Origin of the sequence: Streptomyces sp. NPDC087263, from assembly GCF_044744645.1 — a bacterium.
Classification (GTDB): domain Bacteria; phylum Actinomycetota; class Actinomycetes; order Streptomycetales; family Streptomycetaceae; genus Streptomyces.
Genome location: NZ_JBIUYT010000009.1, coordinates 281,218 through 298,369 on the forward strand (window position 1 = coordinate 281,218; position 17,152 = coordinate 298,369).

Genomic DNA, 17,152 nt, shown 5'->3' on the forward strand with positions numbered 1-17,152 from the left:
CCCCTTCTGGGCTTCAGCGTGCAACTTGATCCACTTGCTGTGTGGACGTCGTCGCGCGTCTTGCCGTAGACGTACTTCCGCTTGCGGTTTCCGTCGGGCGTGGTCACCCAGGCGTATGCGGCGAAGCCGTTCTTGTACGGGTAGATCGAGTCTTCACCGTTTCCTCGCTTGCCAGTTGACTACGGCGAGTGGGCCCTTAAGGGCGACCGCCGATCGTTGCCGTCAATGCTCTTGGTCAGCCGCGAACTGGCCGCAGTCGTGAATCGCGACTTCTCCAGCGAGAGCGCGGGGCGGGGCTACCTTGACCACCTGAACACGCTGAGCCGCGCCAAGTAGATCTGTCTTGTCTCGGTAGATGCTTGACAGTCCAGTCCCAGCTGACGGTGGCCCCGATCGATCAAGGGGCGAGATCGTCGCTGGATGAGCAGGCGCTCTGCTCGAAGCGTTCAGGCAGGTCCCGAGAGCGGCGGTAGCTGAGGCGGGCCTCGAACCAGCGGCCTCGACCACCGTTTGCCACTGATCTTGAGTCTATTGCTCTGACAGTCGCGACATACTTCGCGTAACGAAGGCGTGCATCGGTGAGGCTATCCGCTCCGTTGGGGCCGCCCCATACTTCGTCGGCGTTCAAGTCGTCCTGGCCGTCGTCTTCCCAGCTGCATTCGCGGCAGATCTCCCACATAACGCGTGCTTCCAGGGTCGGGAGCTTGCAGCAGGGGCAGGCGTAAGGACCTCCGCCCGCCGGGCATTTCTCACGCAACTCTCTGGGTGTCATCACGTCGTGAGTGTCGCATTCACCGCCAACCATCAACTGGGACTGGACTGTCAAGCATCTACCGAGACCGGATAAGCGCCAAGTAGATCCGTGCGGCCAGACTTTCCCTACATCATCAAGGCTCGCTGCGCTCGCGGCTGATGCTTCAGCCGCGAGCGTCGACCACTCCATCCGCGGGGCAGCAGTCCACGGTCACGCGGGAGAGCACGCAGCGCACCGCCGCCACGATCCGACCTCTGTAGGGAGAACACTTCAGTACCTGTTGCCTCGCATGTGCAGGCCGACCCCTGAAGCCTCACCAGCACCCGCACTGCCTGACAGGTCAGGTCGATCATTGATCGAGGGCCGCGCACGCGCGGCGGCGCCGGTCGGCCGGCGCCGCCCTGCCTCTATGTCTTTCGCCACCGGCTGGGCCGCGCCGTCCGCCCGTCGCCACCAGCAGCGGCCTAAATGCAGCACTGGGATAGGTGAGGATCAATGACCCTCTCCATTGGGTCGAGTGTAATTGCCCCCTTTCATGCTCTCGCCCCACAGATCACCAGACCTCAAACTCTCTCCCCCGGCCGTGTGGGGCAGTGCAGGCTCCCAACACATCACGATCTTCAGCGGGACTGCCATGGTCGCGGCCTACAGAGCAGGACCATTAGTCGCAGGGCAGTGGGTCGACGACTCTTGTGCAAGCCCATACTGGGGCGCATCATATGAATACGTATCAAACCGCACAAGCACTCCCAGAAGGAGGCGGGCAGCATGAGCACCGCCCCGATGGAGCTTCAAAGTGAGCGCGTGATCGTCCAAGCTCCGCTGTCATTCACCGGTTCAACCAAGCGAATCTTGCGCCTCACCGAGCCAAGCCGGTCCTTGGCCTTGAAGACCGTCGTCGGCCCGTGGTGGAAAGGCACCCTGCGGGTCTTGCTCGATAGCCTCCTCGTCTTGGCCTTGGGCGTCTTGATGCTCCTGGCATGGACCTTCATCGCGGCTTGGTACCTCTTGTGGGGGATCTTCCTGGTCCCCTACCGACTCATCCGGCGAGGCGACCGCAACCGGAAGCGTGATGCTCTCCAGCACCGCGAGATCCTCGACGCTGCCATTGCTGCTCAGGCACTCGCCAACAAGCATGTAGCCGGGCGGGATTGAGTCCAGGACCTTCGGAGCCGTTGCTGTACAGCAACGGAGTACAGCAACTCCGCCGACAAGCACCGACCGTCCATGTCTCTCATGGCCCGTCTGACCAGCCCAGCAGACCTCAGCGCCCGCCGTGCCCGTAGTTCGCATCGACGGGGTCTGGGGTTCAAATCCCCACAGGTCCACCGCAGCATTTCCGACTGTTCTTGAGTTCGCTCAGGGGTAGTTGACGAGATCCCGTCCGATCGTTCCGATCGGGCGGGATCTTTGTGTTTCCGGGGTTTGTTCGAGGTGATGTCCGAACGCGTGGGAGGCCGCGAGCGGTTGCTCTGTGGTGTGTGCCTTGAGGCCAGGGGTGGGGTGGTTCGGGTGCGGGGGCCGTGTCGGAGCCGTTGCCGACGGATGGCTGCGAGGGGGTCTGTTCCCAGGCGATGTTGGTGCGGCCGGGACATCGCGTCCTGCGGTCCTCTGTCGATCCAGGCCCGCACCGGGGCGCCGGACCGCCCGCCGACCTGTCCGTGCGAGGCTGCACCCCTTGACGTCGGGGGGCCTGTTGTGGCTGGTCAGGGCGGTGAAGGGGGCCGTCGCCCGGTCGTTCATAGTGAGCGCCATGGACTATGACGTAGTGGTGGCCGGAGGCGGCCCGGTCGGACTGATGCTGGCCTGTGAGCTCCGGCTCGGGGGCGCGCGGGTGGCCGTCCTGGAACGCCTCACCGAAGCGGACACGACGATCAAGGGCGCGGCGATCACCACGCCCAGCGCCGAGGCGCTCTACCGCCGGGGCATGCTGCCCGCGCTGGCAGAGGTGCAGCGGCAGACGATGGACCGCTTCCGGGCGTTCCTGCGCGAACGGAACGACGAGGACGGGGACGGAGCCCCCGGCCAGGGGCTCAGGTTCGTCGGGCACTTCGCCGGGATCATGCTGCGCGCCGACCTGGTCGACCGTACGGGGCCGGGCCTCGGTGACGCCGGACCCGCCGCCGGGATCAGCTACGTGGCGCAGCAGGACGTCGAGCGGCTGCTCGCCGTACGGGCGGACGAGCTCGGCGTCCACGTACGCCGGGGAGCGGAGCTGACGGGCTTCGACGCGGACGACAGAGGCGTCACCGTGCGGACGAGCGGCGAGACGATACGCGCCGGCTGGCTCGTGGGCTGCGACGGCGGCCGCAGCATGGTCCGCAAGCTCGCGGGGTTCGACTTCCCCGGTACGGATCCGGAGATCACCTGTCACCAGGCGGTCGTGGAGATGACCGGGACCGAGGACCTGAACGTCGGCTGGACCACGACGGACACCGGGGTGTACGCCTACGGGCCGATGCCGGGCCGCGTCGTCACCGTGGAGTTCGGCGGGCCGCCGGCCGACCGGGAGGCGCCGGTCACCGCCGAGGACCTCCAGGCGCGGCTGCGCCACGTCTCCGGCGTGGACGTCACGATCACCGAGGTGCGGACCGCGACCCGCTTCACCGACCACGCCCGCCAGGTCACCGAGTACCGCAAGGGCCGGGTGCTGCTGGCGGGCGACGCGGCGCACGTGCACTCCGCGTTCGGCAGCCAGGGGCTGAGCCTGGGCATCGGGGACGCGATGAACCTCGGCTGGAAGCTCGCCGCCGTGACCGGCGGCCGGGCGCCGGAGGGGCTGCTGGACACGTACACCGCCGAGCGGCACCCGGTCGGGGCGTGGGTCCTGGACTGGACCCGCTCCCAGATCGCGGCCATGCGCCCGGACCCGCAGTCGCGGGCCCTGCGGAAGATCGTGAGCGATCTGACGGAGACGGTCGCGGGCACCACGTACTTCGTCGCGCGGCTCTCCGGTGCCGGGGTGCGGTACGAGCTGCCGGGCGACCACCCGCTGATCGGCCGCAGCGCCCCGGACCTCGAACTCGCCGACGGCAGCCGGCTCGCGGACCACCTCCACGGCGGCCGGGCGCTCCTGCTGGACCTCGCCGACGACCCGGAGGTGAGGGCCCGCGCCGCGGGGTACGCCGGGCGCGTCGACCTCGTGACGGTCGGCTGCCCGTCCCGCCCGGAACTGGGGGCGGTCCTGGTCCGGCCGGACGGCTTCACGGCCTGGGCGGCCGACGCGGGGGCGCAGCCGTCGGCCTCGACGGACGGGCTGGCGGAGGCGCTGGGGGAGTGGTTCGGGGTGCCGGAAGGCGCGGTGGCGGCGGGCTGATCCGCCGCCCGGAGGGCGGGGGGCCGGGGGCCGGGGGGCTCAGGCCCCCCGCAGCCCGGCCGTCCGGGCAACCCTTCGCGAACCCTTACGTGTTCGGGGCGTCGTACGTCAGCTCGCCCCCGCATGGTGGTTGGTGGAGATACGGCCGGAGCCGCTCAGCTCTGCGCTTTCCGCCGCATCCTGGACCTGACGTAGGCGCCCACCGAGACCACGGCGATGAGCAGGGCCGTGTCCTCGGCCAGGGTTCCCAGCGCGTTCGTGACGGAGTGGCCGAAGGCGACGGCGGTCGCGAAGTGGGCGATCGCGATGGCGAAGAGCATGAGGGTGAATCGCCGCAGGGAGAACCCGTACCTTTTCGCGTCCGACTCGGCTGTTGTCTCCGGGTCCATCGTTGTCTCCCGCCTATCGTGGCTCTACATACCAATCGTAAGTATCGAGGTCACGCCGCTTTTCCTGGTGCAGATCGCCTCTGGCCGACGCACACGGACGGGCCCCCTCGAAGCAGGACCGGTCGTGTGCCGCGCCGACGCCTACTTCGCGCGCAACGCCTTCGCGAAGCAGCAGCTCATGGGGGAGTCGCGGTAGTGGCCGAACTTGGTGCATGGTTCGTAGCCGCTCGACTCGTAGAGGGCAATCGCCTCGGGCTGTTCGGTGCCCGTTTCCAGGACCATGCGGGTACGTCCGGCCGTGCGGGCGTCGGTCTCCAGGGCGGCCAGGATGCGGCGGGCGAGGCCGAGGCCGCGGGCCTGGGGGATCACGTACATGCGCTTGAGCTCGGCGTCGCCGTCCGCGTATCCCTCGTCGTTCTCGTCCTGGGTGCGCCAGCCTCCCGTGGCCACCGGTCGGTCCTGGTCGTCGTACGCGAGGAGATACCGGCCGAGCGGTGGCTCGAACATCGTCGCGTCGAGCGGTGTGACATCACCCTCGTCGCCGTAGCGCTCGGCGTATTCGGCCTGCACCTGGTCGTTGAGCTTGACGGCGTCGGGGTGGTCGAAGGGAACCCGGCGGATATTCATGCGAACTACCGTACTTCTATGCGTAGGGTGGGCGGTACGGATTAAGTATCGTGCTCGCGTGCTGACCATTACCTCTGTGAACGTGAACGGACTCCGGGCCGCCGCGAAGAAGGGTTTCGTGGAGTGGCTCGCGGAGACCTCCGCGGATGTGCTGTGCCTTCAGGAGGTGCGGGCCGAGCCGCAGCAGCTGCCGGACGAGGTCCGCGCGCCCGACGGCTGGCACGTCGTGCACGCGCCCGCCGCCGCCAAGGGCCGCGCGGGTGTCTCCCTGTACACGCGGCGCGAGCCCGACCGGGTGCGGATCGGGTTCGGGTCCGAGGAGTTCGACTCCAGCGGGCGGTACGTCGAGGCCGACCTGCCCGGTGTCACCGTCGCCAGCCTCTACCTGCCCTCGGGGGAGGTCGGGACCGACCGGCAGGACGAGAAGCTCCGGTTCATGGGGGAGTTCCTCGCCTACCTGAAGGGGCTCAGGGAGCGGGCCGCCGCCGACGGGCGTGAGGTCGTCGTGTGCGGCGACTGGAACATCGCCCATCGTGAGGCCGACCTCAAGAACTGGCGGGCCAACAAGAAGAACTCCGGGTTCCTGCCCGAGGAGCGGGAGTGGCTGGGGCGGGTCTTCGACGCGGCCGACGGTGGGTACGTCGATGTCGTGCGCGCGCTGCATCCGGACGTCGAGGGGCCGTACTCGTGGTGGTCCTACCGGGGGCGGGCGTTCGATAGCGACGCAGGTTGGCGGATCGACTACCAGATCTCGACGCCGGGGCTCGCGGACAAGGCAGTCAAGGGGTTCGTGGAGCGGGCGGCGACGCACGCGGAGCGGTGGTCGGACCATGCGCCGGTGACGGTGGTCTACCAGCTGTGACGGTGTAGGTCTTCGATCTGTGGCCTGTGGCCTGCGGCCTTGGATCGACGATCTTCGAACTCCGGCCCTCGAACTCCGGCCCTCGAACTACGCCTTGCGGTCGCGTAGCCGTCTGTCCATCGCCATCGACAGTTCCGCCTCGACCACCGTCTTCGCCAGTGGGCGTAGGCGTTGGAGGTCGGCCGGGGTGTGGTGGGCGGTGAGGACCAGGTTGATGAAGAGGTCGGCGAGGGCGTCTGCGTGGTCGCGGACCTGGCGGGCTGTCGAGAGGACGTCCGCCAGGGGGATGCCCTCGCGGACGAGGGCCGCCGAGGCGTCGAGCAGGCGGCGGCTGATGTGGACGATCGCGCCGCCGTCGGTGCCGAGATAGCCGAGGTCGAGGGAGGCGGCGAGGTTCTCCGGGGTGGCCTGGCCGGCGAAGACGTCGGCCAGTTCCTCGGGGGAGAGGCGGACCGGGGTTTCCTCGCTGGGCTCGCCGAGGCCCAGCAGCGCACCCACGTCGCGGCCGTGGTCGAAGGCTTCCGCCAGTTCCGCGATGCCGTTCAGGGTGTGGCCGCGTTCCAGGAGTGCCGTGATCGTGCGGAGGCGGGCCAGGTGGGTGGTGTCGTACCAGGCGATACGCCCCTCGCGGCGGGGCGGTGGAATCAGTTTGCGTTCGCGGTAGAAGCGCAGGGTGCGCACGGTGATGCCGGCCTCCTTGGCCAGCTCCGCCATCCGGTACTCGCGCTTCTCCGTCACGAGCGCACCCTACGTCGTACCGTCGGTAACTTTCCCTGCCGCGACCCCTACCCATGAGTACGAGCCTGCCCTACCCTCCCCATTGTGCCAGTGTTCACTGGCAGAGTCGTACGGCCAGGGAGGCTTCGGGATGACCGAGCACGAGCATGTGCGGGTGGCGGTGATCGGGTCGGGGTTCGGCGGGCTGGGGGCGGCCGTGCGGCTTCGCCGTGAAGGGGTCACCGATTTCGTCGTCCTGGAGCGGGCCGACAGCGTGGGCGGCACCTGGCGGGACAACAGCTATCCCGGGTGCGCCTGCGACGTACCGTCCCATCTGTACTCGTTCTCGTTCGCGCCCCATCCCGACTGGCCGCGCACCTTCTCCGAGCAGGAGCACATCCGGGCCTATCTGGAGCATGTGGCGGACGCCTTCCGGCTGCGGTCGCATCTTCGCCTCAACTCCGAGGTGAAGACGCTGACCTGGGACGCGGAGAAGCTGTGGTGGAGGATCGAGACCAGTAGTGGATTCCTCACCGCCGACGTCGTCGTGTCCGCCACCGGGGCGCTGTCCGACCCCAAGGTCCCGGACATCGCGGGGATCGACACCTTCCCCGGCAAGGTCTTCCACTCCGCCCGCTGGGACCACGACTACGACCTGCGCGGCAAGCGCGTCGCCATGATCGGCACGGGCGCCTCGGCCATTCAGATCGTGCCGGCCATCCAGCCGGAGGTCGCGCACCTCACGCTCTTCCAGCGCACCCCGCCGTGGGTGATGCCGCGCGTCGACCGGGCCATCAGCGGCGTCGAGCGGTGGCTGCACCGGCAGTTGCCGTTCACGGCGCGGGCCAGGCGCGGACTGCTGTGGGGGATCCGGGAGTTGCAGGTCCAGGCGTTCACCAAACGGCCCGACGAGCTGGGGATGGTGGAGCGGTTGGCCAAGCGCAACATCGCCCGCGCCATCAAGGATGCCGGCCTGCGAGCCCGGCTGACCCCGGACTACCGCATCGGCTGCAAGCGGATCCTGCTCTCCAACACCTACTATCCGGCGCTCGCCCAGCCCAACGTGGACCTGGTGGGCGGCCTCAGCGAGATCAGGGGCTCCACCCTCGTCGCGGCCGACGGCAGCGAGGCCGAGGTCGACGCGATCGTCTTCGGTACCGGATTCCACGTCACCGACATGCCGATCGCCGACCGGGTCGTCGGCGCGGACGGCCGGACGCTCGCCGAGTCCTGGAAGGACGGCATGAAGTCGCTGCGCGGCAGCGCCGCCGCAGGCTTCCCCAACTGGCTGACGATCGTCGGGCCCAACACCGGGCTCGGGAACTCCAGCATGATCCTGATGATCGAGTCCCAGCTGAACTACATGGCCGACTTCGTACGGCAGTTGGACGTTCTCGGCGGGAGGGTGGCCCTCGAAGCGCGCCCCCACGCCGTGGACGCCTGGAACCGCGAGGTCCAGGGGCGTATGAAGCGCACGGTCTGGAACCGCGGCGGCTGCGACAGCTGGTACCTCGACGCCAACGGGGTCAACACGACCATCTGGCCGGGGACCACGACCGAGTTCCGCAGGGCGACGCGGCGTATCGATCTGGCGGAGTACGAGGTGCTGCGGGCGACCGGGCCGCGCACGGAAACCACGAGCAAGAAGACCGTGGAGGCCGGAGCGTGAGCCGGCTCATGCATGTGGCGCACGGGCCCTACGCCCCGCCCGTTCCCGCGCGCGAGCTGACCGCCGTCTCCGCCGACGGGTCGCGGCTGCACGTCGAGGTGCACGGGGTGGAGGGCGCGCCCGCCGTCGTCCTCGTACACGGCTGGACCTGCTCAACCGCCTTCTGGGCGGCGCAGATTCGCGATCTCGCCGTCGACCACCGGGTCATCGCGTACGACCAGCGCGGGCACGGGCGCAGTCCCGCGAGCGACGCGTGCGGTACGGACACGCTCGCCGACGACCTGGAGGCGGTGCTCGCGGCCACGCTCGCGCCGGGCGAGAAGGCCGTACTGGTGGGGCACTCCATGGGTGGGATGACGCTGATGGCGGCCTCGGCGCGGCCGCGTCTGCGGGAGCACGCGGCGGCTGTGCTGCTGTGCAGCACTGGCAGTTCGAAGCTGGTCGCCGAGTCTCGGGTGGTGCCGTTGCGCGCCGGGCGGCTGCGAACCCGTATCACCCGCTCGCTCCTCGGTTCGCGGGCGCCGCTCGGTCCGGTCACGCCGCTCGCCGGGCGGATGCTCAAGTACGCGACCATGGGCGCCGGTTCGTCGCCGGGCATGGTCGAGGCCTGCGCGCGGATCGTGCACGCGTGTCCGCGGCGGGTGCGGTACGCCTGGTCGGTCGTGCTCGACAGGCTCGATCTCGACGGCGGCGTAAGGGAGTTGGTGGCGCCGACCGCCGTGCTGGCGGGTACGGCGGACCGGATGACGCCGGCCGTGCACGCGCGCGCCCTGGTCGCCGCGCTGCCGAACTGCGTCGGGATCACCGAGTTGGCCGGGCTCGGGCACATGACGCCGGTGGAGGCGCCCGAGGTGGTCTCCTCCCGCATCCGCGAACTCGTGACCACGTACGCACAGATCAAGGAGGGCGCATGAGCAGGGTGAGCCTCGAAGGGCAGGTCGCGGTCGTCACGGGGGCCGCGCGGGGAGTTGGCGAACTCCTCGCCCGCAAGCTCTCCGCGCGCGGGGCGAAGGTCGCGCTCGTCGGTCTGGAGGCGGACGAGCTGAAGCGGGTCTCGGAGCGGCTGCACGGCGAGAGCGGTCACTGGTACGCCGATGTCACCGACCACGAGGCGATGGCGCGGGTCGCCGGGGAGGTGAAGGAACGCTTCGGGAAGGTGGACATCGTCGTCGCGAACGCGGGGGTGGCCAACGGCGGGCCCTTCCTGGAGTCCGACCCGGTCGCCTGGCGGCGCGTGATCGAGGTCAACCTCATCGGTTCGGCGGTGACGGCTCGCGCCTTCCTGCCGGTACTGATGGAGAGCCGCGGATATCTGCTCCAGATCGCCTCGCTCGCCGCGATCACTCCGGCGCCGATGATGACCGCGTACTGCGCGTCCAAGTCGGGTGTGGAGGCGTACGCGCACAGTCTGCGGTCCGAGGTCGGGTACAAGGGCGTGCGGGTCGGGGTCGGTTACCTGTCGTGGACGGACACCGACATGGTGCGCGGGGCCGACCAGGACGACGTGATGCGCGAACTGCGGCAGCGGCTTCCGTGGCCGGCCAACAAGACGTATCCGCTGGGTCCTGCCGTCGACCGGATCGTCGCCGGGATCGAACGGCGGTCGAGTCATGTGTACGCGCAGTGGTGGCTGCGGGGGACGCAGGGCATTCGCGGTTACCTTCCCGGGATCATCGCGGCGGTCGGGGAGCGGGAGATGCGGCGGTTCGAGCCACGGCTCAAGGGCGTGGGCAGGGGACTTGTGGGCGCGGGCGGGGTGGCGGACGAGGAGGAACGACAGGGCGTCTGACCTGGGGTTCCTGGCCGCACTCACCGTGAGTTATTGATCGAAATGCATGCTTTGTTCCCCCGTGTAAGTCTGGTCGAGGCTTGACCCCCTCACCCACAAACGGGAGTGAAAACTCATGGGTATGAAGGACCAGTTCCAGGACAAGGCCGAAGAGATGAAGCAGCGGGCCAAGAAGAAGATGGGCGAGAGCCAGGACGAGGCGAGCGAGCGTTCCGCGCAGCAGCCTGAGCCCGGCCGGGAACAGCGTGACCGTAACCAGATGGACACGGACCGCATGCAGCAGGAGGCTCAGGACCGCTTCGACCAGGACTACGACGTCTGAGCGGTATGAGCCGTACCGGAGTGGGGCGCTCTCGCGAACGAGGGCGCCCCACCTCTGTGTTCAGTTGCGAGGCGGCAGCTTCGGCCTCGTCCGGTCCGGCACGTTCGAGTAGTCCGGCGGGGAGGCTGCCGGTTGCGTGTTCAGCAGGTCCAGGGCGAGTTGGACGGCGTCGTCGAGTTGAGCGTGGCGGCCCTCCGCCCAGTCCAGCGGGGTGCGGAGGATCTCCAGGTCCGGGTAGACGCCCTTGTTCTCGATGGACCAGCCGTACGCGTCGAACCAGGCGGCGTTCATCGGGACCGTGATCACCGTCCCGTCGCCGAGGCGGTGCCGGCCGGTCATGCCGACGACTCCGCCCCAGGTGCGCTGGCCGACGACCGGCCCCAGCTTCAGCAGCTTGAAGGCGGCGGTGATCATGTCACCGTCGGACGAGGTCGCTTCGTCCGCCAGCGCCACCACCGGACCGCGCGGGGCGCTGGAGGCGTACGACACCGGCTGGGCGTTGCGTGTCAGGTCCCAGCCCAGGATCTTGCGGGTCAGCTTCTCGACGACCAGTTCGCTGATGTGGCCGCCCGCGTTGCCGCGTACGTCGACGATGAGCGCGGGCCGGGACACCTCAAGGCGCAGGTCGCGGTTGAACTGGGCCCAGCCCGAGCCACCCATGTCGGGGATGTGCAGGTAGCCGCAGCGCCCGCCGCTCAACTCCCGTACGACGTCCCGGCGTTTGGCCACCCAGTCCTGGTAGCGCAGCGGCCGCTCGTCGATGAGCGGGACCACCGCGACCCGGCGTGAGCGTCCTTCGCCCCGCACCGACGTGGACCCCGCCGACGTGGACCGCACCGACGTGGACCGCACCGACGTGGACTCCGCCGACGTGGACCGCACCGACGTGGACCCCGCCGGTGTGAACGTCAGCTCCACCGTCGTACCGCCCGCCCCCGCCAGCAACGGATACGGGCCGGTGACCGGGTCCACCGGCCGCCCGTCGACGTGGGTGAGCACCGCGCCCTCACGGATCCCCGTGCCGGCCAGCGGTGAACGGGCCTTGGAGTCCGAGGAGTCGCCGGGCAGGATCCGCTTGAGCATCCAACTCCCGTCCCGTCGGACGAGGTTGGCACCGAGGAGGCCCTGTCGGCGCTGGTAGTGGGCGGGGCCCTCGTTGCGGCGGGCGGCGGAGACGTACGCGTGCGAGGTGCCCAGTTCGCCGAGCACCTCGCGGAGCAGATCCGCGAACTCGTCGGGGGACGCGACCCGTTCGACCAGCGGGCGGTACTGCGCGAGCACCGCGTCCCAGTCGATGCCGCACATCCCTGGCTCCCAGAAGTACGCGCGGATGATGCGGCCCGCTTCCTCGTACGCCTGGCGCCACTCGGCGGGTGGATCGGCCTCGTGCAGGATGCGGCGCAGGTCGATCCAGACCGTGGAGTCGCCGTCGCCGGACTCGGTGGAGGGGACGGCGCGCAGGTCGCCCTCGTCGACCACGACAAGGCGGCTGCCGTCGCCGCTCACCGCGAACCAGTCGAGATGGTCGACGAGTTCGGACTTCTTCGCCTTGGCGATGTTGAAGTACTCGAGGGTGGGCTGGCCGGAGGTGTCGTCGGGGTTGGCGAAGGTCTCCCCGAGTGCGCCCGAGATCGGCCAGCGCAGCCAGACCAGGCCGCCGCCCGCGACCGGGTAGAGCGCCGAGTACTTGGAGGCGGTGACCGGGAACGGCGTCACCCGGCTCTCCAGGCCCTCGATCTCGACGGTCACCGTGGAGCCGTCGCCCGCGTCGTCCTCGACCGGGTCCAGGCCTCCCGCGACCGGCCGCCCGTCGGGGTTGAGCGCGAAGGGGGAGGGGGTCGCGGACGACAGAGGTACCAGGTAGGGACGGCAGCCGAGCGGGAAGGAGAGGTCCCCGGTGTGGACGTCGTACACCGGGTCGAAGCCCCGCCACGACAGGAAGGCCAGATAGCGGCCGTCCCGCGTGAACACCGGATTCTCGTCCTCGAAGCGGCCGTTGGTGACGTCGACGATCAGACGGCCCCCTTGTCCCTTCGGGGAGATGCGCGCCATCTTGATCTGGCGCAGGGAGCGGCCGATCCCGGGGTGCGCCCAGGTCAGCCAGGCCCCGTCCGGCGAGAAGGCGAGATCGCGCACCGGTCCGTTGATGGACCGGATGACCTCGGTGACCTCGCCGTTCGACTCCTCCGAGGCGTCCAGGAGCAGCAGCCGCCCGTCGTTCGACGCGATCGCGAGGCGCTCGCCCTGTGGATCCGACACCAGCTCCTGTACGCGGCCCAGTTCGCCGGAGGCGAGGCGGCGCGGTCCGCGTTCGCCGCTCGCGCGCGGGAGGTAGGCGATCTCGACGGCGTCCTCGCCGTCCGCGTCGGTGACGTAGGCGACCTGGCCGCCGGAGCCGAGCATCTCGGGGAGCCGGACCCGTACGCCCGGGGTGTCCGCGATGGTGCGCGCGGGGCCGTCGCGGTGGGTGAGCCAGTAGAGGCTGCCCCGTACGACGACGGCGCTCGCCCGGCCCGTCTCGTCCACGGAGATGCTGTCGACGTGCTGGGCGGCCGGCACCTGGTACGTACGGCGTCCCGCGCGCGGACCGCCGAGCCGGACGTCGAGCCGGCGCGGGATCGAGTCGACGGACAGGTCGTCGACGATCCACAGGTCGCCCGCGCACTGGTAGACGACCCGGGTGCCGTCACTGGAGGCGTGCCGGGCGTAGTACGCGTCGTGGTCGGTGTGGCGGCGCAGGCCGGAGCCGTCGTACGCGCACGAGTACAGGTTCCCGACGCCCTCGTGGTCGGAGAGGAAGGCGATGCGGCCGCCGACGAACATGGGGCTGTCGAGGTGGCCTTCGAGGTCGGCGAGGAGGCGCCTGCCGTGCAGCCAGAGCCGTCCCGTGGCGCCGCCCCGGTAGCGCTTCCAGGCGGCCGGCTCGTGCGGTGGGGTGCCGGTGAGAAGCAGCGTCCGGCGCTCGCCGCCGATGTCGGCGACCGCGATGTCGGAGACCGGGCCCCAGGGGAGCTTGCCGCCGGGGTCGCCGGTGGTGGGGACGCTGTAGGCCCAGGTGAAATAGGAGAAGGGCTGGCCGTGCGAGGCGACGGCGAGGATGTCGCTGTTTCCGTCCTTGTCGGGGGGTGACCAGCCGCAGACCTGGGTGTCGGCGCTGCCCCAGTAGGTGAGCTGTCGGCCGGGACCGCCGTCCACCGGCGCCAGATGGATCTCCGGGACGAAGCTGCGCCAGCTCGTGTAGGCGATGTGGCGGCCGTCGGGGGAGAAGCGGGGGTGGCCGATCTTGGTTCGGTCGACGGTGAGGCGCCAGGCGCGGCCCGGTCCTTCGAGGGGGGCCACCCACAGGTCGTCCTCGGCCGCGAAGCACAGCCGGTCGCCACTGAGGTGCGGGAAGCGCAGGTATCCGGGGGCGCTCTCCCCGGGGGTCGCGTTCTCGTACGTGTCCTTGGGTTCGTCCTCGTGCGCGTCGCTCACCTCCCTATGCTTTTCCGCTCGGAGGGCCTCGGCAACTTGTGCGCGGGGGTCGGTTGCGGGGTTGAGCCACGAACCCGTGACACACGACACGTACGAAACGGTTTCGTTTCGCTCGCTCTCGGGGTATGTTCGGAGACGTAAGAACCATGCCGTCCGGAGCTCTCCCGCTCCGTGCGCCGAGCAGGAGAAGGTGAGTGGGATGACTGAAGCCGCAACGGCGCGACGCAGTCGGATCACGCCCGAGCGTGAAGCCGAGCTGTACACGGCTGTGCTCGACCTGCTTCGGGAGGTCGGTTACGACGCCCTGACGATGGACGCCGTCGCCGCCCGCACCAAGTCCAGCAAGGCCACCCTCTACCGCCAGTGGGGCGGCAAGGCGGAGCTCGTCGCCAAGGCGATGCGGCACCAGAAGCCGGGTTTTCACGGCAACGTCGACACCGGGTCCCTGCGGGGCGACTTCCACGCGATGGTGGTGCGTGAGGACGACTGTCACATGGAACAGAACTCGGCGTTGATGCGGGGACTGGCCATGGCGACGCACACGAACCCCGATCTCCTGCGCGCCTTCCGGGAATTGCTCATCGAGCCGGAGATGGCGGAGATTCGGCGCATGCTGCAACGTGCCATCGACCGGGGCGAGGTCCGTCCGGACAACCCCGCGATCGGCTTCGTGATGCACATGCTGATCGGTGGCTTCGCGGCCCGGACGCTGATCGACGAACTGCCGCCGACCCGGGCCTTCCTCACCTCGTACGTCGATGCCGTGATCCTCCCCGCTCTCGGCGCCTGACCCCCAACCCCCTTACGAATCCCTGTAGTTGTACCTGACGCGACCGCTCACGTCGTCGGGCTGATCCCCTCTGCCCTCTCCCGTTCCCCAGCGGGTGATCGCACCAGCCCCTTGCCATCCCACGACCTGACCGGGAGTACGCCCTCGTGGCTACGTTTCTCTACAAACTCGGCCGACTCGCCTTCAGGCGACGGCACTTCGTCGCCCTGATCTGGGTGGCGCTGCTCACCCTCGCGGGTGTCGGCGCGGCAAGCGCACCCGCCGCGGGCACCAGTTCCTTCTCGATACCCGGCACGGAAGCGCAGAAGGCCTTCGACCTGCTGGAACAGCGCAACCCCGGCATGAGCGCCGACGGTGCGACCGCGCGGGTCGTCTTCAAGGCGCCCAGTGGCGAGAAGATGAAGGACGCGGAGAACAAGGCGACCGTCGAGAAGGCCATCGAGGCACTCGGCGACGGCTCCGAAGTCACCTCCGTCACGGACCCGTACGAGAGCAAGTCGATCTCCAAGGACGGGACGATCGCGTACGCGCAGGTCTCGTACAAGGTCTCCGGCATGGAGTTGCAGGACTCCTCGAAGGAGGCCCTGGAGGACGCGGCTCAGGAGGCGCGGGCCGGTGGGCTGACCGTGGAGATCGGCGGTGACGCGCTCCAGGCGGTGCCCGAGACCGGGTCCACCGAGATCATCGGTATCTCGGTCGCCGCGGTCGTCCTCGTCATCACCTTCGGCTCGCTGATCTCGGCCGGACTGCCGCTGCTGACCGCGCTGATCGGCGTGGGCATCGGCATCTCGACCATCACGGCCCTGGCGAAGACGCTCGACCTCGGCAGCACCACCTCCACCCTCGCGATGATGATCGGCCTCGCGGTCGGCATCGACTACGCGCTCTTCATCGTCTCCCGCTACCGAGCCGAGCTGGCCGAGGGCCGCGAACGCGAGGAAGCGGCCGGGCGGGCCGTCGGCACGGCGGGCTCCGCGGTCGTCTTCGCCGGTCTCACCGTGGTCATCGCGCTGGTCGGCCTCTCGGTCGTGAACATTCCGATGCTGACGAAGATGGGTGTCGCGGCGGCGGGCACGGTCGTGATCGCCGTACTGATCGCTCTGACGATGATCCCGGCGCTGCTCGGCTTCGCCGGCAAGAGGGTCCAGCCCGCGGGCAAGAAGAGCAAGCTGCTCGGGGGAGGGCGCGCCGCCAAGAAGGAGGGCAAACCCAACATGGGCACCCGCTGGGCGAGCTTCGTCGTACGCCGTCCGGTTGCCGTCCTCCTCTTCGGTGTCGTCGCGCTCGGCGCCGCCGCGATTCCGGCGACCTCGCTCGAACTGGGCCTGGGCGACGACGGTTCACAGCCGACGTCCACGACCCAGCGCCGGGCGTACGACCTGCTGTCCGACGGTTTCGGACCCGGCTTCAACGGTCCGCTGATGATCGTCACGGACGTGAAGGACAGCGACGACCCGGAGGCCGCTGTCACCACGGTGACCGACCGGATCAAGGGCCTCGACGATGTGGTGTCGGTGACGGCGTCGCCGCTGAACGAGGCCAAGGACACCGCCACGATCAACGTCGTCCCGGACTCCAAGCCCTCCTCGATCACCACCGAGGACCTGGTGCACGCCATCCGTGGCGAGGCCGGCGACATCAAGGCGGACACCGGCGCGCAGGTGCTGGTCACCGGCACGACGGCGATGAACATCGACTTCTCGCAGAAGCTCAACGACGCGCTGATCCCGTACCTGGCGCTGGTCGTCGGCCTCGCCTTCCTCCTGCTGATCGTGGTCTTCCGCTCGATCCTGGTCCCGCTGAAGGCGGCCCTCGGCTTCCTGCTCTCGGTGCTGGCCGCGCTCGGCGCCGTCGTCGCGGTCTTCCAGTGGGGCTGGTTCGGCGGCCTGCTGGGCGTCGAGGAGACCGGCCCGATCATGTCGATGATGCCGATCTTCATGGTGGGCGTCGTCTTCGGTCTCGCGATGGACTACGAGGTGTTCCTCGTGACCCGCATGCGCGAGGCGTACGTCCACGGCGAGAAGCCCAACCAGGCGATCGTGACCGGCTTCAACCACGGGGCCCGCGTCGTCACCGCGGCCGCCGTCATCATGATGGCCGTCTTCGGCGGCTTCATCGGCTCCACCGAGTCGATGATCAAGATGATCGGCTTCGGCCTCGCCATCGCCGTCTTCTTCGACGCCTTCATCGTCCGCATGGCGATCGTCCCGGCGGTCCTGTCCCTCCTCGGCAAGAAGGCCTGGTGGCTGCCGAAGTGGCTCGACCGCGCCCTCCCCAACGTCGACGTCGAGGGCGAGGGGCTGCGCAAGCTGGACGAGGAGCGACGCGGCAAGGACGAGGACCGGGAGCTGGCATCGGTCTGAGGTTCGCGTAGCGGTTGGCAGGGCGTCCCACTTGAGGTGGGGCGCCCTGTCTTGTGTAGGGCTCCTATCTGCTGTTGGTC

Annotated in this window: 14 protein-coding genes; 9 read left to right on the forward strand and 5 right to left on the reverse strand. The window is 69.3% G+C overall.

Annotated features, from left to right (window positions below):
- Positions 1–397: 397 nt before the first annotated feature.
- On the reverse strand, positions 398–943 hold the full coding sequence (locus tag ACIPC1_RS28760) for a CPCC family cysteine-rich protein (RefSeq protein WP_402521998.1): 546 nt from the start codon (positions 941–943) through the stop codon (positions 398–400).
- Positions 944–1,522: 579 nt separating this feature from the next.
- Here ACIPC1_RS28760 and ACIPC1_RS28765 point away from each other — a divergent pair.
- A complete protein-coding gene (locus ACIPC1_RS28765) occupies positions 1,523–1,909 on the forward strand; it encodes a hypothetical protein (protein ID WP_402522000.1) in 387 nt (128 codons plus the stop codon).
- A gap of 598 nt (positions 1,910–2,507) precedes the next feature.
- Positions 2,508–4,070, forward strand: coding sequence for an FAD-dependent oxidoreductase (locus tag ACIPC1_RS28770; RefSeq protein ID WP_402522003.1), 1,563 nt, complete (start codon positions 2,508–2,510; stop codon positions 4,068–4,070).
- 155 nt (positions 4,071–4,225) lie between these two features.
- On the opposite strand, the gene ACIPC1_RS28775 is transcribed toward ACIPC1_RS28770, so the two are convergent.
- Both ACIPC1_RS28775 and ACIPC1_RS28780 read right to left on the reverse strand, forming a co-directional pair.
- Positions 4,226–4,459 (reverse strand): hypothetical protein, encoded by a 234-nt coding sequence (locus tag ACIPC1_RS28775; RefSeq protein ID WP_402522006.1) that lies wholly within the window; start codon positions 4,457–4,459, stop codon positions 4,226–4,228.
- A gap of 141 nt (positions 4,460–4,600) precedes the next feature.
- The gene (locus ACIPC1_RS28780; protein ID WP_402522008.1) at positions 4,601–5,086 is read right to left on the reverse strand and encodes a GNAT family N-acetyltransferase; all 486 of its coding nucleotides are present in this window, start codon (positions 5,084–5,086) and stop codon (positions 4,601–4,603) included.
- 58 nt (positions 5,087–5,144) lie between these two features.
- Here ACIPC1_RS28780 and ACIPC1_RS28785 point away from each other — a divergent pair, with 58 nt between their 5' ends.
- Entirely contained in the window at positions 5,145–5,948 is an 804-nt protein-coding gene (locus ACIPC1_RS28785) for an exodeoxyribonuclease III (RefSeq protein ID WP_402522010.1), read from the forward strand.
- An 87-nt stretch (positions 5,949–6,035) separates the two neighbouring features.
- Here ACIPC1_RS28785 and ACIPC1_RS28790 read toward each other — a convergent pair whose 3' ends face one another.
- Positions 6,036–6,662, reverse strand: a complete 627-nt coding sequence (locus tag ACIPC1_RS28790) for a MerR family transcriptional regulator (RefSeq protein WP_402522381.1) — start codon at positions 6,660–6,662, stop codon at positions 6,036–6,038.
- 154 nt (positions 6,663–6,816) lie between these two features.
- Between ACIPC1_RS28790 and ACIPC1_RS28795 the strand changes: the two genes are divergently transcribed.
- The 4 genes from ACIPC1_RS28795 to ACIPC1_RS28810 all read left to right on the forward strand — a co-directional run bounded on the left by ACIPC1_RS28795 (position 6,817) and on the right by ACIPC1_RS28810 (position 10,445).
- Positions 6,817–8,334 carry a flavin-containing monooxygenase gene (locus ACIPC1_RS28795; RefSeq protein WP_402522012.1) on the forward strand — a complete coding sequence of 506 codons (1,518 nt, stop codon included), beginning with the start codon at positions 6,817–6,819 and terminating at the stop codon, positions 8,332–8,334.
- Positions 8,331–9,248 (forward strand): alpha/beta fold hydrolase, encoded by a 918-nt coding sequence (locus tag ACIPC1_RS28800; protein ID WP_402522016.1) that lies wholly within the window; start codon positions 8,331–8,333, stop codon positions 9,246–9,248. The genes ACIPC1_RS28795 and ACIPC1_RS28800 overlap by 4 nt, the downstream gene beginning before the upstream one ends.
- Complete coding sequence (locus ACIPC1_RS28805) at positions 9,245–10,123, forward strand: SDR family oxidoreductase (RefSeq protein WP_402522019.1); 879 nt, start codon at positions 9,245–9,247, stop codon at positions 10,121–10,123. Before ACIPC1_RS28800 ends, ACIPC1_RS28805 begins: the two co-directional genes overlap by 4 nt.
- 121 nt (positions 10,124–10,244) lie before the next feature.
- Positions 10,245–10,445, forward strand: coding sequence for a hypothetical protein (locus ACIPC1_RS28810; RefSeq protein ID WP_402522022.1), 201 nt, complete (start codon positions 10,245–10,247; stop codon positions 10,443–10,445).
- A gap of 60 nt (positions 10,446–10,505) precedes the next feature.
- Here the strand turns inward: ACIPC1_RS28810 and ACIPC1_RS28815 are convergent, their stop codons facing one another.
- The gene (locus ACIPC1_RS28815) at positions 10,506–13,844 is read right to left on the reverse strand and encodes a S41 family peptidase (RefSeq protein ID WP_402522384.1); all 3,339 of its coding nucleotides are present in this window, start codon (positions 13,842–13,844) and stop codon (positions 10,506–10,508) included.
- A gap of 274 nt (positions 13,845–14,118) precedes the next feature.
- Here ACIPC1_RS28815 and ACIPC1_RS28820 point away from each other — a divergent pair, with 274 nt between their 5' ends.
- Positions 14,119–14,709 carry a TetR/AcrR family transcriptional regulator gene (locus ACIPC1_RS28820; protein ID WP_402522024.1) on the forward strand — a complete coding sequence of 197 codons (591 nt, stop codon included), beginning with the start codon at positions 14,119–14,121 and terminating at the stop codon, positions 14,707–14,709.
- A gap of 146 nt (positions 14,710–14,855) precedes the next feature.
- Positions 14,856–17,072, forward strand: a complete 2,217-nt coding sequence (locus tag ACIPC1_RS28825; protein ID WP_402522028.1) for an MMPL family transporter — start codon at positions 14,856–14,858, stop codon at positions 17,070–17,072.
- Positions 17,073–17,152 lie beyond the last annotated feature (80 nt).